At 42.1% G+C, this 22,145-nt stretch carries 26 protein-coding genes; 23 read left to right on the forward strand and 3 right to left on the reverse strand.

What is annotated here, in order from left to right:
• The first annotated feature begins 32 nt into the window (after nucleotides 1–32).
• From NQ541_RS00055 to NQ541_RS00095, 9 genes are all read left to right on the forward strand, one after another.
• Nucleotides 33–626: a type II secretion system F family protein gene (locus NQ541_RS00055; protein WP_005608480.1), complete on the forward strand. Its 594-nt coding sequence runs from the start codon at nucleotides 33–35 to the stop codon at nucleotides 624–626.
• Nucleotides 616–1,848, forward strand: a complete 1,233-nt coding sequence (locus NQ541_RS00060; RefSeq protein ID WP_005608482.1) for an immunoglobulin-like domain-containing protein — start codon at nucleotides 616–618, stop codon at nucleotides 1,846–1,848. The genes NQ541_RS00055 and NQ541_RS00060 overlap by 11 nt, the downstream gene beginning before the upstream one ends.
• Nucleotides 1,849–2,121: 273 nt before the next feature.
• On the forward strand, nucleotides 2,122–2,280 hold the full coding sequence (locus tag NQ541_RS13015) for a Flp1 family type IVb pilin (RefSeq protein WP_181973171.1): 159 nt from the start codon (nucleotides 2,122–2,124) through the stop codon (nucleotides 2,278–2,280).
• A gap of 1 nt (nucleotide 2,281) precedes the next feature.
• Entirely contained in the window at nucleotides 2,282–3,715 is a 1,434-nt protein-coding gene (locus tag NQ541_RS00070) for a DUF5702 domain-containing protein (protein WP_005608486.1), read from the forward strand.
• Between the two features lie 177 nt (nucleotides 3,716–3,892).
• Nucleotides 3,893–4,714, forward strand: a complete 822-nt coding sequence (locus NQ541_RS00075; protein WP_005608487.1) for a pilus assembly protein — start codon at nucleotides 3,893–3,895, stop codon at nucleotides 4,712–4,714.
• A 122-nt stretch (nucleotides 4,715–4,836) separates the two neighbouring features.
• Nucleotides 4,837–5,289: a prepilin peptidase gene (locus NQ541_RS00080; RefSeq protein WP_005608489.1), complete on the forward strand. Its 453-nt coding sequence runs from the start codon at nucleotides 4,837–4,839 to the stop codon at nucleotides 5,287–5,289.
• A gap of 4 nt (nucleotides 5,290–5,293) precedes the next feature.
• Nucleotides 5,294–5,671 (forward strand): TadE family protein, encoded by a 378-nt coding sequence (locus tag NQ541_RS00085; protein WP_005608496.1) that lies wholly within the window; start codon nucleotides 5,294–5,296, stop codon nucleotides 5,669–5,671.
• Nucleotides 5,659–6,447 carry a DUF6382 domain-containing protein gene (locus NQ541_RS00090; RefSeq protein WP_005608497.1) on the forward strand — a complete coding sequence of 263 codons (789 nt, stop codon included), beginning with the start codon at nucleotides 5,659–5,661 and terminating at the stop codon, nucleotides 6,445–6,447. The genes NQ541_RS00085 and NQ541_RS00090 overlap by 13 nt, the downstream gene beginning before the upstream one ends.
• Before the next feature lie 78 nt (nucleotides 6,448–6,525).
• Nucleotides 6,526–7,161, forward strand: a complete 636-nt coding sequence (locus NQ541_RS00095) for a rhomboid family intramembrane serine protease (RefSeq protein WP_005608498.1) — start codon at nucleotides 6,526–6,528, stop codon at nucleotides 7,159–7,161.
• 5 nt (nucleotides 7,162–7,166) lie between these two features.
• On the opposite strand, the gene NQ541_RS00100 is transcribed toward NQ541_RS00095, so the two are convergent.
• A complete protein-coding gene (locus tag NQ541_RS00100) occupies nucleotides 7,167–7,910 on the reverse strand; it encodes a sensor histidine kinase (RefSeq protein WP_005608499.1) in 744 nt (247 codons plus the stop codon).
• A gap of 206 nt (nucleotides 7,911–8,116) precedes the next feature.
• On the opposite strand from NQ541_RS00100, the gene NQ541_RS00105 reads away from it, so the two are divergent.
• Both NQ541_RS00105 and NQ541_RS00110 read left to right on the forward strand, forming a co-directional pair.
• Nucleotides 8,117–8,524: an HIT family protein gene (locus NQ541_RS00105; protein ID WP_005608500.1), complete on the forward strand. Its 408-nt coding sequence runs from the start codon at nucleotides 8,117–8,119 to the stop codon at nucleotides 8,522–8,524.
• Between the two features lie 13 nt (nucleotides 8,525–8,537).
• Nucleotides 8,538–9,086 (forward strand): RNA polymerase sigma factor, encoded by a 549-nt coding sequence (locus NQ541_RS00110; protein WP_005608503.1) that lies wholly within the window; start codon nucleotides 8,538–8,540, stop codon nucleotides 9,084–9,086.
• Nucleotides 9,087–9,130: 44 nt separating this feature from the next.
• Here the strand turns inward: NQ541_RS00110 and NQ541_RS00115 are convergent, their stop codons facing one another.
• Nucleotides 9,131–10,192, reverse strand: coding sequence for an undecaprenyldiphospho-muramoylpentapeptide beta-N-acetylglucosaminyltransferase (locus tag NQ541_RS00115; RefSeq protein WP_005608505.1), 1,062 nt, complete (start codon nucleotides 10,190–10,192; stop codon nucleotides 9,131–9,133).
• A gap of 143 nt (nucleotides 10,193–10,335) precedes the next feature.
• On the opposite strand from NQ541_RS00115, the gene NQ541_RS00120 reads away from it, so the two are divergent.
• On the forward strand, nucleotides 10,336–11,106 hold the full coding sequence (locus NQ541_RS00120; RefSeq protein ID WP_005608506.1) for a DUF4367 domain-containing protein: 771 nt from the start codon (nucleotides 10,336–10,338) through the stop codon (nucleotides 11,104–11,106).
• 61 nt (nucleotides 11,107–11,167) lie between these two features.
• On the forward strand, nucleotides 11,168–11,662 hold the full coding sequence (locus NQ541_RS00125) for a DUF6147 family protein (RefSeq protein WP_005608508.1): 495 nt from the start codon (nucleotides 11,168–11,170) through the stop codon (nucleotides 11,660–11,662).
• 326 nt (nucleotides 11,663–11,988) lie between these two features.
• Here the strand turns inward: NQ541_RS00125 and NQ541_RS00130 are convergent, their stop codons facing one another.
• Nucleotides 11,989–12,231, reverse strand: a complete 243-nt coding sequence (locus NQ541_RS00130) for a TIGR03905 family TSCPD domain-containing protein (RefSeq protein WP_005608511.1) — start codon at nucleotides 12,229–12,231, stop codon at nucleotides 11,989–11,991.
• Between the two features lie 23 nt (nucleotides 12,232–12,254).
• Here NQ541_RS00130 and NQ541_RS13020 point away from each other — a divergent pair, with 23 nt between their 5' ends.
• The 10 genes from NQ541_RS13020 to NQ541_RS00180 all read left to right on the forward strand — a co-directional run bounded on the left by NQ541_RS13020 (nucleotide 12,255) and on the right by NQ541_RS00180 (nucleotide 22,005).
• Nucleotides 12,255–12,446, forward strand: coding sequence for a hypothetical protein (locus NQ541_RS13020; protein WP_081442900.1), 192 nt, complete (start codon nucleotides 12,255–12,257; stop codon nucleotides 12,444–12,446).
• 347 nt (nucleotides 12,447–12,793) lie between these two features.
• Nucleotides 12,794–13,750: a hypothetical protein gene (locus NQ541_RS00140; protein WP_023921352.1), complete on the forward strand. Its 957-nt coding sequence runs from the start codon at nucleotides 12,794–12,796 to the stop codon at nucleotides 13,748–13,750.
• Between the two features lie 367 nt (nucleotides 13,751–14,117).
• Entirely contained in the window at nucleotides 14,118–15,194 is a 1,077-nt protein-coding gene (locus NQ541_RS00145; RefSeq protein WP_005608519.1) for a 6-phosphofructokinase, read from the forward strand.
• A 34-nt stretch (nucleotides 15,195–15,228) separates the two neighbouring features.
• On the forward strand, nucleotides 15,229–16,797 hold the full coding sequence (dnaX, locus tag NQ541_RS00150; RefSeq protein WP_005608521.1) for a DNA polymerase III subunit gamma/tau: 1,569 nt from the start codon (nucleotides 15,229–15,231) through the stop codon (nucleotides 16,795–16,797).
• Nucleotides 16,798–16,799: 2 nt separating this feature from the next.
• Nucleotides 16,800–17,153, forward strand: coding sequence for a YbaB/EbfC family nucleoid-associated protein (locus NQ541_RS00155; protein ID WP_005608523.1), 354 nt, complete (start codon nucleotides 16,800–16,802; stop codon nucleotides 17,151–17,153).
• Nucleotides 17,153–17,749, forward strand: coding sequence for a recombination mediator RecR (recR, locus tag NQ541_RS00160; RefSeq protein ID WP_005608525.1), 597 nt, complete (start codon nucleotides 17,153–17,155; stop codon nucleotides 17,747–17,749). Before NQ541_RS00155 ends, recR begins: the two co-directional genes overlap by 1 nt.
• 235 nt (nucleotides 17,750–17,984) lie before the next feature.
• Nucleotides 17,985–18,638 (forward strand): fructose-6-phosphate aldolase, encoded by a 654-nt coding sequence (fsa, locus tag NQ541_RS00165; RefSeq protein ID WP_005608526.1) that lies wholly within the window; start codon nucleotides 17,985–17,987, stop codon nucleotides 18,636–18,638.
• A gap of 64 nt (nucleotides 18,639–18,702) precedes the next feature.
• Complete coding sequence (locus NQ541_RS00170; RefSeq protein WP_005608528.1) at nucleotides 18,703–19,539, forward strand: transketolase; 837 nt, start codon at nucleotides 18,703–18,705, stop codon at nucleotides 19,537–19,539.
• Nucleotides 19,527–20,471, forward strand: coding sequence for a transketolase family protein (locus tag NQ541_RS00175; RefSeq protein WP_005608530.1), 945 nt, complete (start codon nucleotides 19,527–19,529; stop codon nucleotides 20,469–20,471). Before NQ541_RS00170 ends, NQ541_RS00175 begins: the two co-directional genes overlap by 13 nt.
• 490 nt (nucleotides 20,472–20,961) lie before the next feature.
• Nucleotides 20,962–22,005, forward strand: a complete 1,044-nt coding sequence (locus tag NQ541_RS00180; protein ID WP_023921361.1) for a PD-(D/E)XK nuclease family transposase — start codon at nucleotides 20,962–20,964, stop codon at nucleotides 22,003–22,005.
• The last annotated feature ends 140 nt before the right edge of the window (nucleotides 22,006–22,145 follow it).

The following is a 22,145-nucleotide window of genomic DNA, read 5'->3' on the forward strand; positions in this document are numbered from 1 at the left end:
GAATCATCCTTTTCCCGGTCTGGGGATTTTACATGAAAGAGTGGCTGGAAGAAATGACGGACAAAAAAGAAGAAGAATTTCGGGTTCAGTTTAAAGACAGTATTCAGATTATGGCGGGAGCTTTAAAAGCCGGATATTCAGCAGAAAATGCGATCAGAGAAACCTGCCATGACTTAAAGCCAATGTACAAAAGTGAGTCAAGGATCATCAAAGAATATGAGATTATGATACGAAAATTAAAAATCCATATACCGGTAGGACAAGTACTGAGTGAATTTGCTGAAAATGTAGAGCAGGAAGATGTAGATAACTTTGTGACGGTTTTTACTACTGCCCAAAAAAGTGGTGGGGACAGTATTGTGATTATCAAAGATGCGGTAAAAGTCATCAGTGAAAAGATGGAGACCGAGAAAGAGATTCAGACAATGATCGCATCAAAAAAACTGGAGTTTGAAATTATGAGCATGATTCCCTTTGGAATGATCGGGTATATGAAGCTGACCTTTGGTGATTTTCTGAAGGTACTGTATGGGAATCCTGCAGGGATCATTGTGATGAGTATCTGCCTTGCTTTATATTTTACAGCGTATATATGGGGAAAGAAGATGATCAAAATTGAAGTTTGAAAAGAAGACAGTTTACAGAGCAGGCAGTATTTTCATTGTCTCTGTTGTCATTAGTATTGCTGTATTTCTGAGTGACCGGGGAGCAGGATTAGAAAGAAATCAAAATGGACAGGTGGTACTTTTGCGTGAAGAACACGGAAAGGGAAATAAGACAGAAGAATTGGAGGCGAAAATAGGAAATGACTGTGAAAAGATACAGATCGATCTATCAGAACAGGAATATAGTGAGACTGAGATTGCAGATGTATTTCGGGATGCGGAACAGAAACTTGGACAGATGATTCTTGGGGAAAATACAAGTCTTGATGAAGTGAGATCAGATCTGAATCTGTTCAGTTCCATTCCTGACACGGGAATTTCGATTGAATGGGATTCTGATCGTCATCAAGTAATAGACAGTCAGGGAACTATCTTTCAGGATGATCTGACAGAGGACGGAACATTAGTGAAGCTGACTGCAAAGTTAAAGTATAAAGAACAGAGCGAAAAATATGAATTTTATGTTCGGATATTTCCGGCAAGGGAAAGCAAAAAAGAAAAAATAGTGCGGGAACTTAAAGAGGCTGTTCAGAAAGAGGAAGAAGATACCAGGACAGAAAAATATTTAATCTTACCGGATGAAATCAATGGAACAAAAATCACCTGGAGTCATGAGAAAAATTCAGGAACTGTCGGAATCCTTATAGCCGGGGGCGGGGCAGCAGTGATGGTCTTTGTATCAGAGAATCAGAAAAAGAAAGAAAAAAAGAAAAGAGAAAGTGAAGAGATGAGAAGGGACTATCCACAGATCATAAACCGGTTCAGCCTGTATATCGGAGCGGGGATGTCCGTAAGAAATGCATGGCAGCGTATCACAGAAGATTATAGAAAAAATAAGGAGCGTACAGGGAGAAGAAAAGCTTATGAAGAGATGATTTATACAGAAAATCAGATGAAAAATAAAGCGGCAGAGTCGGAGTGTTATGAAGAGTATGGAATCCGGTGTGGATTGTCTGTGTATCGTAGATTTGGTACACTGCTGTCCCAAAATCTGCGTAAAGGATCAAAGGGATTAAGCGAGTTATTGAAAAGAGAAACCGGGGAAATGTTTGAAGAAAGAAAAAAGCAGGCAAGAAAGCTTGGAGAAGAGGCGGGAACAAAGCTGATGATTCCATTATTTATGATGCTGGCAGTTGTATTTATTATTGTGATAGTTCCGGCATTTTTTACAATCCAGATTTAAGGTCAGTAAAAAGCAGTGATATAAGAATAGATAGGCAGCAATATAAGAATGAACAGGCAGTGATACAGGAATGGATAGGTGGTGATACTAAAATGGATCATTCGTGCAATAGCAGGAGCAGAAGAGAAAACTATGTAAAATGCAGATGAACGGAGGAAAATGCAGATGAGAAATGTTGTTGGTGAAATGAAGCAGAGAATGCACCCGAAAATAGAACGGTTTACTACAGGTTGTAAAGCATTGGGTGAATCTAAAAAAAGACAACTGGTGGGAATGCTTGCAGGGAAGGAGTATGTATCAGGAATTACGGTAATAGAACTGGTATTGATTCTGGTGATCATTATTGCTCTGCTTGTTATTTTTAAGGAGCAGTTGATTGATCTGCTGAATACTATTTTTGAAAAGATTACATCAGAAAGTTCCGGGATCTGAGATGAAGAAAGGAGAAATCACGGTCTTTCTGAGTCTGACGGTTGTGTTGCTGGTGTCTTTTATTTTAGGAATGATGAATGCAGCGAATATCCAACTGATGAAAAATCAGGCAAGAATTGATGTAGACAGTGCGTTGTATTCTTTGTTTGGAGAATATCAGACAGATTTGCTGGAAGAGTATCATATTTTCGGTATAGAGGAAACTTATGGCACGGGAAATCTGCAGGAAGAAAATCTGCTTAGACGAATGCACTATTTTGGAACGAAAGGAATCGTACATGAGATAAAAGGAATCCAGTATCTGACAGATCTTGATGGCATGGGATTACGGGAGCAGATCATTACATATATGGAACAGAAATACGGGATTGAGTATGCACGTAATCTGGCAGGTATGACTGGAGAATGGGAAGAAGTTGAAATTCAGGAAAAGGAAGCGAAAGAAAATCAGAATCAGTCAATAGAAGAGATGAAGCAGATGTCTGAAGAGATGGAAAAAGATCATCAGGAGGAGATAGAAAATCCTTTTGACTGCATGGAGCAGATAGAAGCAAATGGGATCATTTCTTATGTGCTGCCGAAAGATAAAAGGTTGTCAGGCAAAGAGATAAATCGGGACAGGCAGGTATCCGTGAGAATAAGAGTTGCAGGAAGAGGAAATTTTCCAGCAAGAAAAAATCTGAGTGGGACAGAGGAACGACTTTTATTTAATGAGTATGTCCTGAAAAATTTAGAGAATGCAGCGGGAAGAGAAGCGGAACCAGATGAGTTGGAAGATCAGGCGGCTGTGAGTGATGGAAATAAAATCTATCAGGAAGAGAGAAAAAAAAGTCTGGATTATGAAGTGGAATATCTTCTTGCAGGAAAAAAATCAGATAAAGAAAATCTTGAATCGGTTTTAATGAAACTCTTTCTGATCCGAATGGGAGTGAATTATATCTGTCTGCAAAAAGACAGTGGAAGAAAAGCTGAAGCGGAAGTGCTGGCTGTAACAATCTGTACGTTACTGCTTATGCCGGAAGGGACAGAAGTTGTAAAGCAATTAATTTTAGCTGCCTGGGCAGGTGGTGAAAGTGTTGCAGATCTGAGAACGCTTCTTGCAGGTCAGAGGGTACCGGCAATTAAGACTTCGGAGAACTGGAGCGTGTCCCTCGCAGAACTTCCATTGATTTTGAGCAGTGACAAGAGAGCAGAGGTCAAAGAAACGGAAAAAGGATTATCCTACAAAGATTATCTGCGGATACTGCTGTTCCTGAAAGATACAAAAGAAGTGACCATGAGGCTGGCAGACCGAATTGAAGAAAATATCAGAAGCCAGCCGGAGAAAGAATATTTTCGCATAGATCAGTGCGTCACGAAGCTTGAAATAGAAAATAAAGTGACCGTATATGGAGATATATCCTATACATTTCCTGCTTATTTTGGATATCAATAAATCGAACCGATTTACTATAAACAGTCATACGGATTTACATAGGTTCATAGAGATTATCCCCGGTGCAGATGTCCTTTCCGACACCCATTTTTAAAGTACTGACGATGAGTCGGTACAGTCTTATCCCGTACCCCTCATACGGGAAACCTCACAAATTTATAGAAAGGAAAAACTGCGATGATAAAGCTGAATAAAGATAGCAACAGTCCAAAAATGGAAAGGGCATCTGCACCGGGGATAAAAGTAAAAAAATATAATATAAAAGGAATCATAACGATAGAAGCAGCACTTGCAATTCCACTATTTCTTTTTGCAGTAATCTGTCTGATCTATCTGATAGAAGTGCGGAATATCAGACTGGTACTTCATAATGCATCACAGAGTGCGGCAAAAGAAACGGTAGAAGATCTGGCTGTTTTGCCTGTATTTAATTCCGTAAAGATGCAGCAGAAGATAATAAAAAATATCGGGGAAGAACGACTGGAAAGAAGTCTTCTTGATGGTGGAACTTCTGCAATAAGCTGTTGGAAATCTTATTATGATATGGTGCATGGAGAGGTAAATATTTGTGTGGAGTATAAAGTGAAACTTCCAATCCCTCTACCAGGAAATTATTCTGCAAAATATGCAGAAAATATAAAAATGAGTGCGTGGAATGGATATCAGGATGGAGAAGATACAGAAGGAGAGGATGAACTGGTCTATATAACAGAACTTGGTACAGTATGGCACAGGAGTGCTACGTGTCCTTATCTGCAATTATCAATCCAGTATGTGCCATACACGGGACTTGGCAATATGAGAAATGAAAGCGGAGGCAGATATCATGCGTGTGAACGGTGCGTGATTGGAACAACTATGACCGGAATCTATATTACGCAATACGGTGACAGGTATCACAATTCGTTGAATTGCAGTGGATTAAAAAGAACGATACGGACAATAAAAAAATCTCAGACAGCAGGAAAAAGAGGCTGTTCCAAATGTGCATCAGAATAGAAAAAGAGGGGGTCAACAGTGCATCAGAATAGAACCGGAATCATTAAAAGTCAATGTAGGATGCTGAAAACAGAGGAAGAGCTAAAGCATTTAAAAATTGGGGAAAGGAGTCAGAAAAGTATATGAAATATGGAGGTCTGGTGGGAAATGTGATAATGGGAGTGTATTTGATATCACTTTCTTATTCGGATATGAAAAGAAGAAAACTAAGTGTTGGAGTGATTGTATTGGGATTTCTTTCGGCACTGGTTTTTCAGGCAATTACTGGTATCGAATCATGGAGAGCTGTTGCAGGAGGAATTTTAACAGGGTTTCTTTTTATGGGAATCAGCAGACTTACAGAAGAGAAGATTGGATATGGAGACAGTCTTCTGATTATTGTACTCGGTACTTTCCTTGGAATGTGGAAGTTACTGATATTACTTTTGGGAGCGTTTGGACTGGCGGCAGCAGTATCAATTCTGTTGATGATAAAAAGAAAGTTTACGAGAAAAAGTATGATCCCATTTGTCCCATTTCTTACAGTTGCATATATGGGTGAGATGCTAGGAGGGATGCTGAGTGGAGGAGTCTGAATCAATGGGATATGTATCAGGGAGTACGGTTGTTGAGATGTCTTATATTATGCCACTGATTCTGTTGATGTTTGTTCTAATCATCCATACAGTCTTTTACTTCTATGACAGGGCAGTCTTAAATGGAGCAGCCGCAGAAACGGCAGTTCTGGGAGCTGAACTGGAGCGGAGACATGGAGCAGAGGAGGAAAATCTGAAAGAATTTTTTGAAGAGAGAACTTCGGGAAAACTGATTCTTATGACAAATCCATCAGTGGCGATCACCCGGACAGATAACAAGATTCAGGTGACTGCAATGGTACAGAAAGGAAGATTTGAACTGGAAGTCAGGCAACGGGCAGTAATCGTAAATCCGGAGGAGAAGATCAGATGGATAAAATAAAGTCACAGAAGCAATTGAATATACAGACTGAGGATCGGTGGGATGCATCCTGTATTCATGTGGATGTTCCCAGTTTACAGAAAGAAGATTACCAGCTTCAGATGCTTCAGAATAATCGGATCAGAGGACTGCTGGAATTGTCGGTGACAGGGCGTGAAGAGGGCAGTCGGTATACTTATAAGACTTTGAATGGTGCATCATTGGAAGAACGATATCGGATGGAGGCGATGGAAAAAAAGGAAATTCTGGAATTAACGGAGCAGTTACTTTCACTTGGAGAAAAAGTGAAAGAGTATCTTCTTGATCCCAACAGGATCTTGCTGATGCCACAATGCATTTTTAAGATCAGAGGAGAATACAATTTTTGTTATTTGCCGATTGAATATCAAAGTTTTTGTGAGGCATATCATGGACTGACAGAATTTTTTGTGAAAAAAATCGATTACAAAGATATAGAAACTGTATTTTTGACCTGTATGCTCCATAAAGAGACGATGAAGAATATCTATGATCTGAAAGAGATTCTAAAAAAATACAGAGAAGAAGCAGGTGAAATCTCTCTGCCGGAAAAAAGAACAGAACAGAAACTGGATATTTTTGTAAATGAGGAAGGTGAAGAAGAATTATTTCCGTTGGAACATCCCCAAAAGCAGGAGATGGTATGCGAAAAAAAGAAGTATGGATTTTTAAAAAAATTTGGAAAGAAGATAAAAAGTGGATACTGGGGGGATTGGGATGATCTGCTCACAGAGGCAGAAAATAAAACTGAAATGTGAATTTCTCGAAGAAAATGTGGACAACTTTTCAGAAACCTGCCTATAATGTAAAAAAGTCAGGTGAAAAGAGGCATAAATATGAGAAAAAAACCGAAGGCAGTCTGTACTGTCGGACTGATTATAGTGAATATCGCAGTCTTTATGGTATTAAGTTTACTGGGGGATACTGAGAATGGATATTTTATGCTTCATCATGGAGCAATGTATGAACCGATGATATTGGAGAATCAGGAATATTACCGCTTTTTTACTTGTATGTTCCTGCATTTTGGAATCCAGCATCTGCTGAATAATATGGTCATGCTGGGAGCTTTAGGATGGCAGTTAGAACCGGTAATCGGAAAAGTAAAATATCTGTTGATTTATTTTATCAGTGGACTTGGAGGCAGCGGTCTGTCTTTTGCATGGAACGTTATGCATGAAGAGCAGAGTGTATCGGCAGGAGCATCCGGTGCGATTTTTGGATTGATGGGAGCATTACTGTATGTTGTGATTGCCAACAGAGGAAGGCTGGGTGATCTTTCAGGAAAAGGTATGATGCTGATGGTCCTTCTTGGTCTCTATTGCGGAATGACCAGTACCGGTGTTGATAATCTTGCTCATATAGGCGGTCTGGTCTGCGGATTTATCCTGGCACTGATTCTGTATCGTAAAAAGAAAAAGCCTGCTTATACAGCCGAGTGGATTCGGCAGTCAGCAGGCGATGACTTATAGAAAATTTAGATCGGGAGGGAGACAGTAAAGGTTGTTCCAGGGCCTTTTTTGGACTCAAAAGAGAGCGTCCCTTTATGGGCTTCAATAATTCTTTTTGAAACGGCAAGTCCCAGTCCTGTTCCACCGGGTTTGTGAGTGATGAAAGGTTCAAAGATCGTTTTCTGAAGATCTTCTGGAATACCGCACCCGTTATCTTTACAGCGGATCACGATCCGGTCATCTATGCGGTCGGCAGTGAGCCGGATCTTTCGGTAAGACTGTTCCATAACCGCATCCTTGGCATTGCGGAGAAGATTTAAAATAACTTCTTCCAGTTTAATCTTGTCACCGGTGAAACTCCCCATATCAGGCATGATGCGGGAGGTAAATTCAATGGGATGTACAGACTGTTCTGATTCAAGTGAAATTGCAAAGGAGACTGCAATATTTTTTAATAACTGTTCGATGGAAAAGACAGAAAGATGAAGTGTATTTCCATTGTTGTAATCAGAAAGTTCATTTAGTAAACTGCACATAAAATCAACATCATCCATGGTCTGCTTCCAGTTGAAAAATTCTTTTACTTCAGGATGTTCCAGTTCCATTATCTGTAGAGAGGAAGAAATTAAAGTAAGTGGATTTCGTATTTCGTGAGAGATCAGGGAGACAGCTTCCTGATGATTTTTCAGAAGCTGGGTAATGATCTGACGGGCATCTTCATTCGTTTCCAGTAAGTGGTTCATCTTGTTGATATCTATATTGGTAAGCATGAGTAAGTCCCTCACTTTCTAAAAATAATCAGAAATAAAGATTTCTGACGGACTATTCTAACATTGGATAATTGAAAATGCAAGAAAAATCGTTCGACCTTTTTCGACCGAAAAAATAAGTCTGTGTGTGAGAAAAAATCACTTCTCTTTTGGTAAAAAATAGTCTATACTACTTGTGAATACCGACGAGAAAGAGGATGAAATAAATGAGAGATGAGAATTGTATTTTTTGTAAAATAGCAGCAGGCGAGATTCCTTCCGCCACACTTTATGAAGATGATGATTTCAGAGTAATACTGGATTTAGGACCGGCATCAAAAGGACATGCCCTGATTCTTCCAAAGAATCACTATCGTAATTTATATGATATTGATGATGAGGTAGCATCAAAGGCAATTCTTCTGGCTAAGAAGATGATTACGAAGCTGACAGATGTACTGAATTGTGATGGATATAATATTGTCCAGAATAATGAAGAAGCAGCAGGTCAGACGGTGTTCCATTTTCATATGCATATGATCCCGAGATATAAGAATGACAATGTGGGACTCGGATGGCATATGGGTGAACTGTCAGAAGCAGATAAAAATGAGATCTTAGAAAAATTGAAATGATACCGGAGAAGATATGTTAACAGGAAATCGTGAATTTAACGAGAGTTATGAGAATTATAAAAATCTCATCCTGAGAACGGCATATACTTATTCAGGCAATCGAGAGGCAGCAGAGGACATTACACAAGAGACTTTTCTGAAATTGTATATAGGATACGACAGCATGAAGAAAGAGAATATCCCTTCATGGCTGTATACCACTGCGAAAAATATGGCATTAAACTATAAGAAAAAGGCAAAGTGGGAAGTATTGGCGATGGATGATGATGAGAGTGCTGTGCCAGAACCAGGTACAAAAAGCACAGAGGATGAATATCTGGAAGATGAACTGAAAAGAAAACGGAACGTACTTCATAAGAAGATCAGTGAGGAAATGTATAAAAAGAATCCACGATGGTATGAAGCAATGGTTCTTGTTTACTATATGGATATGCCTCAGGTGAAAGTGGCAGAACTGATGGGTGTCAATCTGAGAACACTGCACAGTCTGCTACATAGAGCAAAGAACTGGATAAAGAAAAATTATAAAGTCGAATATGAAGAAATGAACCGGGAAGACTGATAAAGATACTTTAAGACTTCCCGGTGGATTGGAACAGAGTAAAATTAAGAAACTTCTTCAATCAGCTTGATGATCGTACCGATGGAATCCTGCTGACCGGAGTTCTTCATGGAATTTATGAAAGTAGTACGGTTTTCATACAGAGTTTTTACAGCATTCAGAAGAGTTTCTTTTGTAAGCTGTTCTTCTTCAAGAACCAGACTGAATCCCTGACGTTCAAAAGAACGTGCATTGAGGATCTGATCACCGCGGCTTGCATTGGCAGACAGCGGGATAAGAAGGTTTGGCTTATGAAGTGCAAGCAGTTCACAGATCGCATTTGCTCCGGCTCGTGATATAACGATATCAGCGAGTGCGAACAGATTGCGGAGTTCATTTTTGATGTATTCAAACTGACAGTAGCCTTCAACATCCTTTAAGGATTCATCCATCTTGCCTTTACCACAAAGATGAATGATCTGAAAGTCTTTTAAAAGCTCAGGCAGTGCTTCACGTACAGCATTATTTACTGCTACAGCTCCGAGACTTCCACCGATAACGAGGATAACCGGTTTGTCGGATGTGAAGTGGCACATATCCATTGCTGCAATCTTATTTCCAGACAGAAGTTCCTGACGAATCGGAGAACCTGTAAGGACTGCCTTACCTTCTGGAAGAGATTTGAGCGTCTCAGGAAAATTACAGCAGACTTTGGCTGCTGAAGGAATAGCAATTTTATTAGCAAGACCCGGCGTCATATCAGACTCATGAATGATAACCGGTACTTTGCAGCGTTTCCCGGCAAGTACAACGGGAACAGATACAAATCCTCCTTTGGAGAAGATAACATCAGGCTTTAACTGTCTGATCAGTTTATGGGCTTCACGAAAGCCTTTAAGTACACGGAATGGATCAGTAAAATTCTGTACGCTGAAATAGCGTCGTAATTTTCCCGAAGAGATTCCGTGATAAGGGATACCGAAAGGTTCAATAAGTTCCTTTTCGATTCCCGTATAAGAACCAATATATTGGATATCGTACCCGAGTTCCTTAAGACGAGGAAGAAGGGCGATATTTGGAGTGACATGTCCGGCTGTACCACCACCGGTCAGAATGATTCGCTTCATTATGGATAACCTCCCAATTATTGAATTTAGACTATTTTCATATTAATCTTATTTGAAAAAATGTCAAGATAAAAAGAAGGTGTGACGGTGGACAAGAAGAAAGAAGTCTGCACGTCTACAAAGAGACAGAAAAGGTGTAAGAAATGAAGAATCTGAAAAAATTGTCATTGGAAGATGGAATTAACAGAGAGGCAGAAGAAATAGAGAAAAAGGTAAAGGAGAATAAAGAAATTGAGGAAATGACTGTATCCGAGGATATGGAGACTGCCCTGTTCAATAAGATACAAGAATATGAATACGATAAGAGATTGAAGAAAGTAGTCTATCGTAAGAAGAAGCGGACATATGTGATCGGGGCGATTGCTGCAATTATCATTTTGATTTGTGGCAGTGTTATGACCAGTGTAGGAAGTAAATCCTATGTGAAAGTGTTGTGGGAACGAATTAATGGGGATGAAAGTTCTAATATCATTAATGTAGAAGATATGGATTCAAAGAAGACAAAAGATGTTGATGAAGATGCTGCATATAAGGAATTAACTAAGACTTTTGGGGATTATCTTGTAAGATTAGGATATTATCCGCAAGATATGAGATTAAGTCGTTATACAGTTGATGAACAGCAACGGCAGGCGACACTTTTTTATGAGTATAGAGATGAAGTTGTCAGATATTCAATGTATTTAAATGACGATGATTCATCTTTTGGACAGAAGGAAGTAGATAACGAGGTTGATAAGTATACGGAAACTTGTGGAGATATTACGATAGAGGTAAAAGTATATCAGACAGAATCTACAGGAAGGTTAAGATATGTAGCTAAATTTGAACGGTATGACGTGCATTATCAGCTCATGGGAACTATGGAAAGGGCAGAATTTGATAAAATTTTAAAAAATTTAATTTTTTTCTAAAAAACGCGTAAGTTTTTCCGAGTTCAGTTGTTTATATATACAGAAGGGCAAGGAAAAGAACATGAAAAAAAGAATTTTATCAGTAATGAGCAGTCTGATAATGGCTGGATGTATCTTGGGAACTTCATCCGTTGCAGTCAACGCTCAGGAAAATGAAAAGATAGTTGATGGTTCCGTACTTACCACAGATGATACCTCTACAGGAAGGACAAAAGATTCCATAGCTCGTGGAGAACATCTGATGACCGGTGAGTGTTCCATTTCCAAAGCAGGAATCTCAAGAGTATACTGCTATGGATCAACAACAGCGAACCATGAGGTAGATAAACTTGCAGTGATTGTAAGAGTGGATCAATGTGAAGAAGACAGCGATGACTGGGGACAGATTGACTGGTTTATGGAAACGAAAGAAAATGACTATTTCGTCTATGCAACTAAATCTGTTACAGTGGAAAGAGGATACTATTACAGAGTGCATGCAAGTCATATTGTGAGAAAAGGTGATGACCCTGTAGAGGAAACTTATTCATATACAGACGGTATCAAAGTGCCATAACTATAACTATTCTATTTATTTATAAGCAACAAAAGAATATCAGGAAATCCTAAGTGATTTCTTGAGTTCTTAAAGCAGCCGCTTTGCGATGTACATTTAACTCATTAACTATTAACAAAAAATAAATTTTTAGAGTATGAGAACCGTTCTTTAATTAGGAAACACCACAAGATTTCCAGTACAGGACATAGCGACTGCTTTCAGAGCTCAAGGGAGCGAAAGAAGGACTAGGGAAAAGACAGGAAAGGGCGAGGAAAAAAATAAATAATACAAGAGAGATACAGTAGGGTGCTCTTTCCTGTCGAAAAAAAGAAAGTATTAATTCGTTACTTATTAACCGCTTCTTTCAATGCTTTTGCAAGCTGATCAGGACAGGAAGTAGTCTTGAATCCACATTGGATACCTTCCAGTCTGGAAATTGCTTCATCTACATCCATTCCTTCAACCAGATGGGAAATTCCCTGAAGGTTTCCATTACATCCACCAACAAAAGAAACGTTGTGGATTTTATTATCTTCAATTTCAAAATGAATCTGCTGGGAACAGACTCCCTTTGTCTTATAATCCATCTTTTTTACCTCCAATCATCTGAATGATGTTGGGGTCAAAGGCCCCCAACAATGATGCCAACGGATTGTTTCGTGCTACGCACTCCCACAATCCTACCCGCTATTCGCATATCATGGTGCTTACGCCCCACTTTTATGCTCATATCGGGGCGGGTCTCAAGGTCATTCTACCACCAGTGTGCAAGCACACGTGGTTTCAGACCTTTTGCCCCTGACATCATCTGAATTATAGCAAATAAAAAAATAAAATACAATCGTGTATTATTTTTCGGGTGTATTCTCTTTAAACCGACATTTTCGGGAAAGAAATATGAAGGAAGAATCTGAACCTGAGAATGTATACAGATCAATCATCAAAGCTGATTTTTATGGTACGTGCCGCTGAACTGGCAGGTGCTTTTTTTTGGCATTTTTTCGCATGGAAGTGTAGAAACTTGTAGAACGTTTTTGCAGGACAGGCATGAAAAGTTAGGCTATAATATGCACAAACCCAATCGTACATGACCGTGCATCTGTGAACTCTGTGGGTTATGGAAAGTGGGAAAAATTAGGAGGGTTGGCTATGATAGGAGAAGTAATAGCGAATACGAATGTCATTCGATATCTGATGGCAGCGATGGGCATACTGGGAGTGATTGCAAAACTTGTAAATCAGGTAACGCTGAACCGATTGATCCGGGCAGCAGGAACAATGTCCAAGAGTACACACCGACTGATAAAGCTTGTGAAAGCAAAATATGAACATGCGTGCATGGTACATGACACGGTAGAAAATACAGATGCCTTTGTAGAAAAATACATATATGAATACAGAGGCTTTCTCTTTAAGATCCATACATGGAGACAGATAGAGATTCTGACGGTATGGTTTTCTGGGATATTGGCGTTGTCAGGAGCGTCGGCTGATTACCTTTATTACGGAGCAGTAGAATCCGTTTATCAATATATAGCTGTCGGAGCAGCGGAGATGATCTTATTGGAAGTCATCCGGCGGATGTCAGATGAGCCGTATAAAATCCAGGGGGTAAAAATGTACATGATCGATTATCTGGACAATACCTGTGCAGTCCGTCAGCGAAGACAAAGGGTAACAGAAAAAGAGGAACTGAATGTGATCGCATCGGCAAATTATGGGGCAGCGGAGCAGCCGGTAAAAAAGGAGGAGACTGTAGCTGCAAAGCCGGATGTGAAGGAGCGGGAGAAAAAGGTTCAGAACAGAAAATTGTTCCGAAAGCAGCGTGAGGAACCGGTGGAACTTCCAATCAATATTGAAGGTGAACCACGGCGAGTTGAGCCGCAAATGGAATCAGGTACAGGATACGGCAGAGAATCAGGAGAAACAGGATCAGAGTCAGTCAAAAAGACAGATTCCATAGCAGGAACGGGAGCGAATGCGGCGGCGAAAGCAGAAGCAAGGCAGGCTGTGAGGGAAGTTCTGAAGGAACGGCTGAATGAGGAAGACAAACCTGCATTAAGGGAGGAGGCGATCCGACAGATACTGGAAGAATTTCTTGCATAGAGGTGACAATGCAATCCCGTAAAAAGCTGTAGAAAATCATGCAGGCAGTTTCTCGGCGTTTTGTCTGTATGGATACAAGATGGTTTAAAATCAATGCAATCGAGGTTGGTTCTTGTGGCACATTTGCAAATAGGTTATAATAATAGGCAGTTGGGAAATCCGGCTGCCTGATTTATTCTGTTAAAAGGGCATGATACACTGCAGGGATGTTGCAGAGCTGAATGGGAATGCTGCTAAAGGAAAAGTGCATGAAGGAAAAATGAATGAAGAAAAAATGCATGAAGAAAATATCCATGAAAAGAATGCCCGGGAAGAATAAAGCGGATCATATGAAAGTGCGAAATCAGCAATGAAGGAGGATGCATGAATGTTAAGAATAGGAATGTTGACAAGCGGTGGAGATTGTCAGGCTCTGAATGCGGCGATGCGTGGAGTTGTGAAAGGACTTTGTTCTAAGAGAGAGGATGTTGAGATTTATGGATTTAAGGATGGATATAAGGGACTGATCTATGCGGATTTCAGCATGCTGACTTCTAGGGATTTTTCAGGAATCCTGACAAGAGGAGGTACAATCCTCGGAACCTCCAGACAGCCGTTTAAGCTGATGCGTGTGCCGGACAAGGACGGGCTTGATAAGGTAGAGGCGATGAAGCATACATACCACAAGCTGAACCTGAACTGTCTTGTGGTACTGGGCGGAAATGGAACGCATAAGACTGCCAATCTGCTGCGTGAAGAGGGATTGAATGTTGTGACACTTCCGAAGACGATCGACAACGATCTCTGGGGAACGGATATGACATTTGGATTTCAGAGTGCAGTGGATATTGCAACCGATACGATTGATCGGATTCATACAACAGCCACTTCCCACAGCCGTGTATTCATCATTGAAGTAATGGGGCATAAGGTAGGACATGTGACATTACATGCAGGAATTGCGGGTGGGGCAGACATCATTCTTCTTCCGGAGATCCCTTATGATATTAAGGCGATCACGAAGGTAATCGACGGACGTACAAAAGCAGGCAAGCCATTTACGATCCTTGCAGTTGCAGAAGGTGCAATTTCAAAGGAAGATGCAAAGCTGAAAAAGAAAGAGTATAAGGAGAAGCTCGCAAAAAGAAAATATCCTTCGATTGCTTATGAGCTGGCAGAGCAGATCCAGAAAGAGACGGATAAAGAGGTGCGTATCACCGTTCCGGGACATACTCAGAGAGGTGGATCTCCGTGTGCATATGACCGTGTGTTTGCAACAAGAGTCGGAGCAAAAGCAGCAGAGCTGATCTTGAATGAAGAGTATGGCTATATGGTTGCCATGCGGAATGGCGAGACGGTGAAAGTTCCACTGGAAGAGGTGGCAGGAAAGCTGAAATATGTTGATCCGCAGTGTGGACTGATTCAGGAGGCAAGAACGATCGGCATCAGTTTTGGCGATAAATAAATCTCCAGATAATAAATTACAAGAGGTGTAATACATGTCATATACGGCACTATACAGAAAATTCCGTCCGGCAGAATTTGAGGACGTAAAAGGACAGGAGCATATAGTTACAACATTGCAGAATCAGATCAAGGCGAACCGTATCGGGCATGCGTATTTATTCTGTGGGACGCGTGGGACAGGAAAGACAACGGTTGCAAAAATATTTGCAAAAGCTGTGAACTGTGAGCATCCAGTGAATGGAAGTCCCTGTGGGGAATGTGCGATGTGTAAATCCATTGCAGCAGGCACTTCAATGAATGTGATCGAGATTGATGCAGCATCGAATAACGGTGTGGACAATATCCGTGAGATCCGGGAAGAGGTGACGTATCGTCCGACAGAAGGAAAGTACAAAGTTTATATTATTGATGAGGTGCATATGCTTTCGATCGGAGCTTTCAATGCACTTCTGAAGACACTGGAAGAGCCACCGGAATATGTTATTTTTATTCTGGCAACAACGGAAGTGCATAAGATTCCGATCACGATCCTTTCAAGATGTCAGCATTATGATTTTAAAAGGATCAGCATTGAAACGATCACTGCGAGGATGCAGGAACTGATGGATACCGAGCAGATCGAGGTGGAGGATAAGGCACTGCGGTATATTGCGAAGGCGGCAGATGGTTCGATGCGTGATGCGTTGAGCCTTTTGGATCAGTGTATTGCATTTTATCTTGGACAGAAGCTGACTTACGATCATGTGCTGGAGGTACTTGGGGCGGTGGATACGGATGTATTTAGCAAGCTTTTGAGAAATGTGATCGGAAGGAATGTGGCAGCAGTTCTCGATATTGTGGAAGAGCTGGTCATGCAGGGAAGAGAACTTACCCAGTTGGTCGGGGATTTCACATGGTATCTGCGGAATTTGCTTTTGGTGAAAACATCTGATAATATAGAGGACGTGTTGGATGTATCCACAGAAAATATGATGCAGCTTAAGGAAGAATCAGATATGATCGAACTGGATATGCTGCTTCGTTATATCAGAGTATTTTCAGAGCTTTCGGGTCAGATGAAATATGCAACGCAGAAGAGAGTTTTACTGGAAGTTGCATTGATCAAGTTATGTGTTCCTGCGATGGAGACAAATCAGGATACTTTGCTTGACCGGATCCGTGCCGTGGAAGAGAAGGTGGAACAGGGTGCTGGTGTGGCAGAACGGGTTGTTTATGTCAATCGTGATGCCGGTGAGAACAGCCGGGCAGACCGTCTTCCAAAACCGGAACTGCCAAATGCAATCCCGGAGGATGTGCAGGAAGTTGTGAAAAATTTCCGTGCAATTGCAGATGAGGCTTCAGGAATGCTCAGAGGTTATCTGAAGAAAGCAAGACTGAGTCTTGGAGGAGATAACCGTCTGATGATCGTGCTTCCGGACAGTCTTTCAGCCAGCGTGGTCGGACGTGAAGATCATGTTGCAGAACTGGAGGATCTGATCGAGAAGAAGATTGAGAAAAAGGTGTCAGTCGAGGTACGGCATGTAGAAGAAGGCAGACACTTTGAGGATACATTTGTGGACATAGAAAAGAAAATTAATATGAAGATTACAGTGGAGGATTAAATATGGCTAAGCGTGGAGGATTTCCCGGTGGCGGAATGCCGGGAAATATGGCAAATCTTATGAAGCAGGCTCAGAGAATGCAGCGTCAGATGGAAGAACAGCAGAAAGAGCTTGAGACAAAAGAATTTACTGCAACTGCAGGAGGCGGTGCAGTAGAGGTGACTGTGACCGGTAAAAGAGAAGTTACGAAGGTAAAACTGGCGGAAGAGGTAGTTGATCCGGATGATATTGAGATGCTGGAAGACCTGATCGTGGCAGCGACGAACGAAGCTCTGCGTCAGGTTGAAGAAGAGTCAGGTGCTGCAATGTCAAAACTGACAGGTGGTCTTGGTGGTGGAATGCCGGGGATGTTTTAATGGATTATTACAGTCATCAGATCAGCCGGCTGATTGAAGAATTTTCCCGTCTTCCGGGAATTGGGAGCAAATCGGCACAGCGGCTGGCATTTCATGTGATCAATATGCCGCTTGATCAGGTGGAAGGACTTGCAAATGCAATCGTGGATGCAAGGAAAAATGTGCGTTACTGTAAAGAGTGCTGCACATTGACAGATCAGGATGTATGTCCGATCTGCAGTAATCCTGACCGTGATAAGAAGACGATCATGGTAGTTGAGACACCACGGGATCTGGCAGCGTATGAAAAGACCGGAAAATATAATGGAGTTTATCATGTTCTGCATGGTGCTATTTCCCCGATGCTGGGAATTGGTCCAGGGGATATCCGCCTGAAAGAACTGATGCAGCGGCTTCAGGGGGATGTGGATGAAGTGATCATTGCTACCAACTCCAGTGTCGAGGGTGAGACTACGGCAATGTATATCAGTAAGCTGATCAAGCCTGCGGGAATCAAAGTGAGCAGGATCGCAAGCGGTGTTCCGGTCGGTGGAGATCTGGAATATATTGACGAAGTGACGCTGCTTCGGGCATTAGATGGAAGAACAGAACTGTAAAAACCCCGGAGATGGTCATTAACAGGTTGGATGAGCATCTAATAAAAAATCATTGCATTATTAGTAATAAAATATAAAATCAATCCATGTATAATGAAAGATAAATGTTCTGAAATGATTTGGATAAGGCAGGATTTACGAATCGGATAAATAAATTTTCGGGCTGTTGACCATAGAAAAAGAAGCTTTTATAATCGAGACATAAAAAGGGATTCAAAAATCAAGGAGGAACAAAATGAAGTTTTTTATCGACACGGCAAATGTAGAGGATATCAAAAAAGCAAATGATATGGGAGTGATCTGCGGAGTTACGACCAACCCGTCCCTGATCGCAAAGGAAGGAAGAGTCTTTGAGAAAGTGATCGCAGAGATCGCCTCCATCGTGGACGGACCGATCAGCGGAGAGGTCAGGGCAACGACAACGGATGCAGAGTCCATGATCAGGGAAGGTCGTGAGATCGCAAAGATCCATAAGAACATGGTCGTTAAGATCCCGATGACTGTGGAGGGACTCAAAGCAGTGAAAGTTCTTTCATCAGAAGGGATCAAGACGAATGTGACCCTGATCTTTACGGCAAACCAGGCACTGCTTGCGGCAAGAGCCGGGGCATCCTATGTATCCCCATTCCTTGGAAGACTGGATGATATTTCTACAAAAGGGATCGACCTGGTAGCAGAGATTGCTGAGATGTTCGATGTGGCAGGAATTGAGACAGAGATCATCGCAGCCAGTGTGCGGAATCCGATCCACGTGACAGAGTGTGCATTGGCAGGGGCAGATATTGCGACGGTGCCATATAAGGTGATCGAGCAGATGACGCATCATCCGCTGACGGATGCAGGAATTGAGAAATTTAAGCAGGATTACCTGGCTGTGTTCGGGGAGTAAATGAAAACATCAGACAATACATGGTTAATGATAGAAAGAATTGACATTATAAGAAGGAGATATCATGGATAAGTTAAAGCTTATGAAGACTGCAAACGAGATCCGCAAGGGCATCGTATCATCGGTACACAGTGCCAAAGCCGGACATCCGGGCGGTTCTCTCTCAGCAGCAGACATTTTTACGTACCTTTATTTTGAAGAACTGAGGATCGACCCGAAAGAGCCGAAGAAGGCAGACCGTGACCGGTTCGTGCTTTCCAAAGGACATACTGCACCGGGGCTTTACTCGGCACTGGCAGAGCGGGGCTATTTCCCGAAAGAGGACCTGCTGACGCTGCGTCATGTAGGATCTTACCTGCAGGGACACCCGGATATGAAACACATTCCGGGCGTGGATATGTCTTCCGGTTCTCTGGGACAGGGAATCTCAGCGGCAGTTGGAATGGCGATCGCAGGAAAAATGGATGACGCAGACTACAGAGTGTATACACTTCTCGGAGATGGTGAGATCCAGGAAGGCCAGGTGTGGGAGGCATCCATGCTGGCAGCCAGCCATAAGCTGGACAACCTGGTTGTGATTGTAGATAATAACAATCTTCAGATCGACGGTACGATCGAGGAAGTCAACTCGCCGTATCCGATCGACAAGAAGTTTGAAGCATTTAACTTCCATGTGATCAAGATTGACGGAAATGACTTTGATCAGATCGACGCCGCATTCAAAGAAGCGAAGACGGTGAAAGGGCAGCCGACCGCCATCATTGCAAAGACGGTCAAAGGAAAGGGAGTTTCCTTTATGGAGAACCAGGTCGGATGGCATGGAAAAGCCCCGAACGATGAGGAATACAAGGTGGCAATGGAAGAATTAGAGAAAGCAGGTGAAGCATTATGTCAGAAGTAAAGAAGATCGCAACGAGAGACAGTTACGGAAATGCATTAGCCCAGCTTGGAACGGAGCATCCGGAGGTCGTTGTACTGGATGCAGACCTGGCAGCAGCGACTAAGACAGGAACTTTCAAGAAAGCCCACCCGGAACGGTTCATTGACTGCGGAATCGCAGAGAGCAACATGATCGGTGTGGCAGCCGGACTGGCAGCAGCGGGAAAAGTGCCGTTTGCAAGTTCCTTTGCCATGTTCGCGGCAGGACGTGCCTTTGAGCAGATCAGAAACTCCGTCGGATATCCGCACCTGAATGTGAAGATCGGAGCTACCCATGCAGGGATCTCCGTCGGGGAAGATGGTGCAACCCATCAGTGCAACGAGGATATCGCCCTGATGCGGACCATTCCGGGAATGGTCGTGATCAATCCTTCCGATGATGTAGAGGCAAGGGCAGCCGTACAGGCAGCTTATGAACATCAGGGACCGGTCTATATGAGATTCGGACGTCTGGCAGTGCCGGTCATCAATGACAGACCGGATTATCAGTTTGAACTGGGAAAAGGGGTTGTCCTGAGAGAAGGAAAAGACCTGACGATCATTGCAACAGGACTTCCGGTCAGCAACTGCCTGGAAGCAGCAGAGAAGCTGGCGGCTGACGGGATTGATGCGAAAGTCATCAATATCCATACCATCAAACCACTGGATGAGGAGCTGGTCGTAGCAGCAGCAAAAGAGACCGGCAGGGTCGTAACAGTAGAGGAACATTCCGTGATCGGCGGACTGGGAAGTGCAGTATGTGATGTACTTTCTGAGAAAGCACCGACCAGGGTGATGAAGATCGGAATCAATGATACGTTCGGTGAGTCCGGTCCGGCTTTGGAACTTCTGAAGAAGTATGGACTGGATACAGACAGTATTTATGCAAAGATCAAAGCGTTTGCCTGTGAATAAGCAGGTGGATTTCAAAAGATTCCTGTGAAAAAAGTTGTATTTACAGGGAAAACCTGTGGATAAAATGATTAAATAATCAACTCTGTTAAAAAAAGAAAACAGCAGTATAATAAGAAGAGAAGCAATGTATAGAAACTGGAAGTACATTGCTTCTTTTTTTATGCGAGAAGATAGTCATTCTTTAAAGAAAAAGTTTGTTCTGTAAATGAAGTAAAGAAGATATCCATAGTTTATCAACAAAAAACTTCAGTTATGAACAAGAAACACCTTGCATTTTTGGGTGTACCCGATTATTCTGTAACTACTCCGATTCAAAAGGAGATTCTGGATTCAGAAACTGGTCTATTGCTTTTGATCAAAGCAGCAATCCAAGAAAAGATTGCAATGTAAAATAAAAATGACGGCGTCGGTCATATCTGAAACAAAGATAAAAGATCCAATGTAAAATCCCGGGGATAAAAGAAGAAAAAATACGAGAGAGGAAATGCCTATGAAAAATCAGTTACAGAATTATTTTCCAATGATACGGACTCAGGAAGAGATTTTGGAGGAAATCCGGGAAAAGCCGGAGCTTTGGTCACAGTACCGGGGCTGGAAAGAATCCTATCAGCAGGAATACCTGGAGATCTGTAGTGGAGTCCGGGGAATTAAAATGCTTTATGATCCCTTTTTTAAAGCCATCATGAACCCGGATACAAGACCGGAACGGCTCAGTGACTTCCTGTCAGAAGTGCTGGGGCGGAAAGTGAAGATTCTGAAAGTCCTGCCTAATGAGTCAGGACGGATCGCAGCGGAAAGTTCGCTGCTGGTGATGGATATCGTGATCCAGTTTGAGGATGGCAGTATTGCGAATGTGGAAGTACAGAAGATCGGATACGGATTTCCGGGCGAGAGGAGTGCCTGCTATTCCGCAGATCTGCTGCTCCGGCAGTATAAACGAGTCCGGGAAGAACTGGGAGATACCTTTGCCTACCGAAATATCAGGCGAGTGTATACAATCGTGCTATTTGAGAAGAGTCGGGGAGATTTCCACCGGTTTTCAGAGAAGGTTGCGATTCACCGGTTCCGTCAGAAAAGTGATACGGGGCTGGAGCTGGATCTGCTGCAGGAATATACCTTCATTTGCCTTGACATTTTTCGTAGCATCATCCAAAATAAAGACAGGAAAGAATGGAGCAGGCTGGACAAATGGCTTATATTTTTATGTGAGGATGACCCGGAAATGATCCTGGAACTGTGCCGGGATAACCCGGATTTTCGGAGAATTTATAAGGAATTTTATCAGATCTGCAGGAACGGTGAAAGGATGATGGAGATGTTTTCAGAGGAACTGGAGATCATGGACAGGAATACGGTCAAGCTGATGATCGATGAGCTGGAAGAAGAGCTGGCGGATATAAGGAAAAAGGCAGAAGCGGATCTTGCAGCGGAAAAAAGGGAGACTGAGATAGAGAAAAAAAGAGCGGATGCGGCAGAAAAGGAAAATGAACGGTTAAGGAAGGAACTGGAACGGTTACGAGAACTGAACAAATAATGACCAAAATCTGAATAAGATTTGTCAATCATGATGCAGGGATATGGAAAGAGTGTTGTTCCATATCCCTTTTCTATATTAGACAGGGATGAATCCACTGTCGGATCTATCCTCCGACAGGATTGCAGAGAGCTTTTGGC

Origin of the sequence: [Ruminococcus] lactaris ATCC 29176, assembly GCF_025152405.1 — a bacterium.
Lineage (GTDB): Bacteria > Bacillota > Clostridia > Lachnospirales > Lachnospiraceae > Mediterraneibacter > Mediterraneibacter lactaris.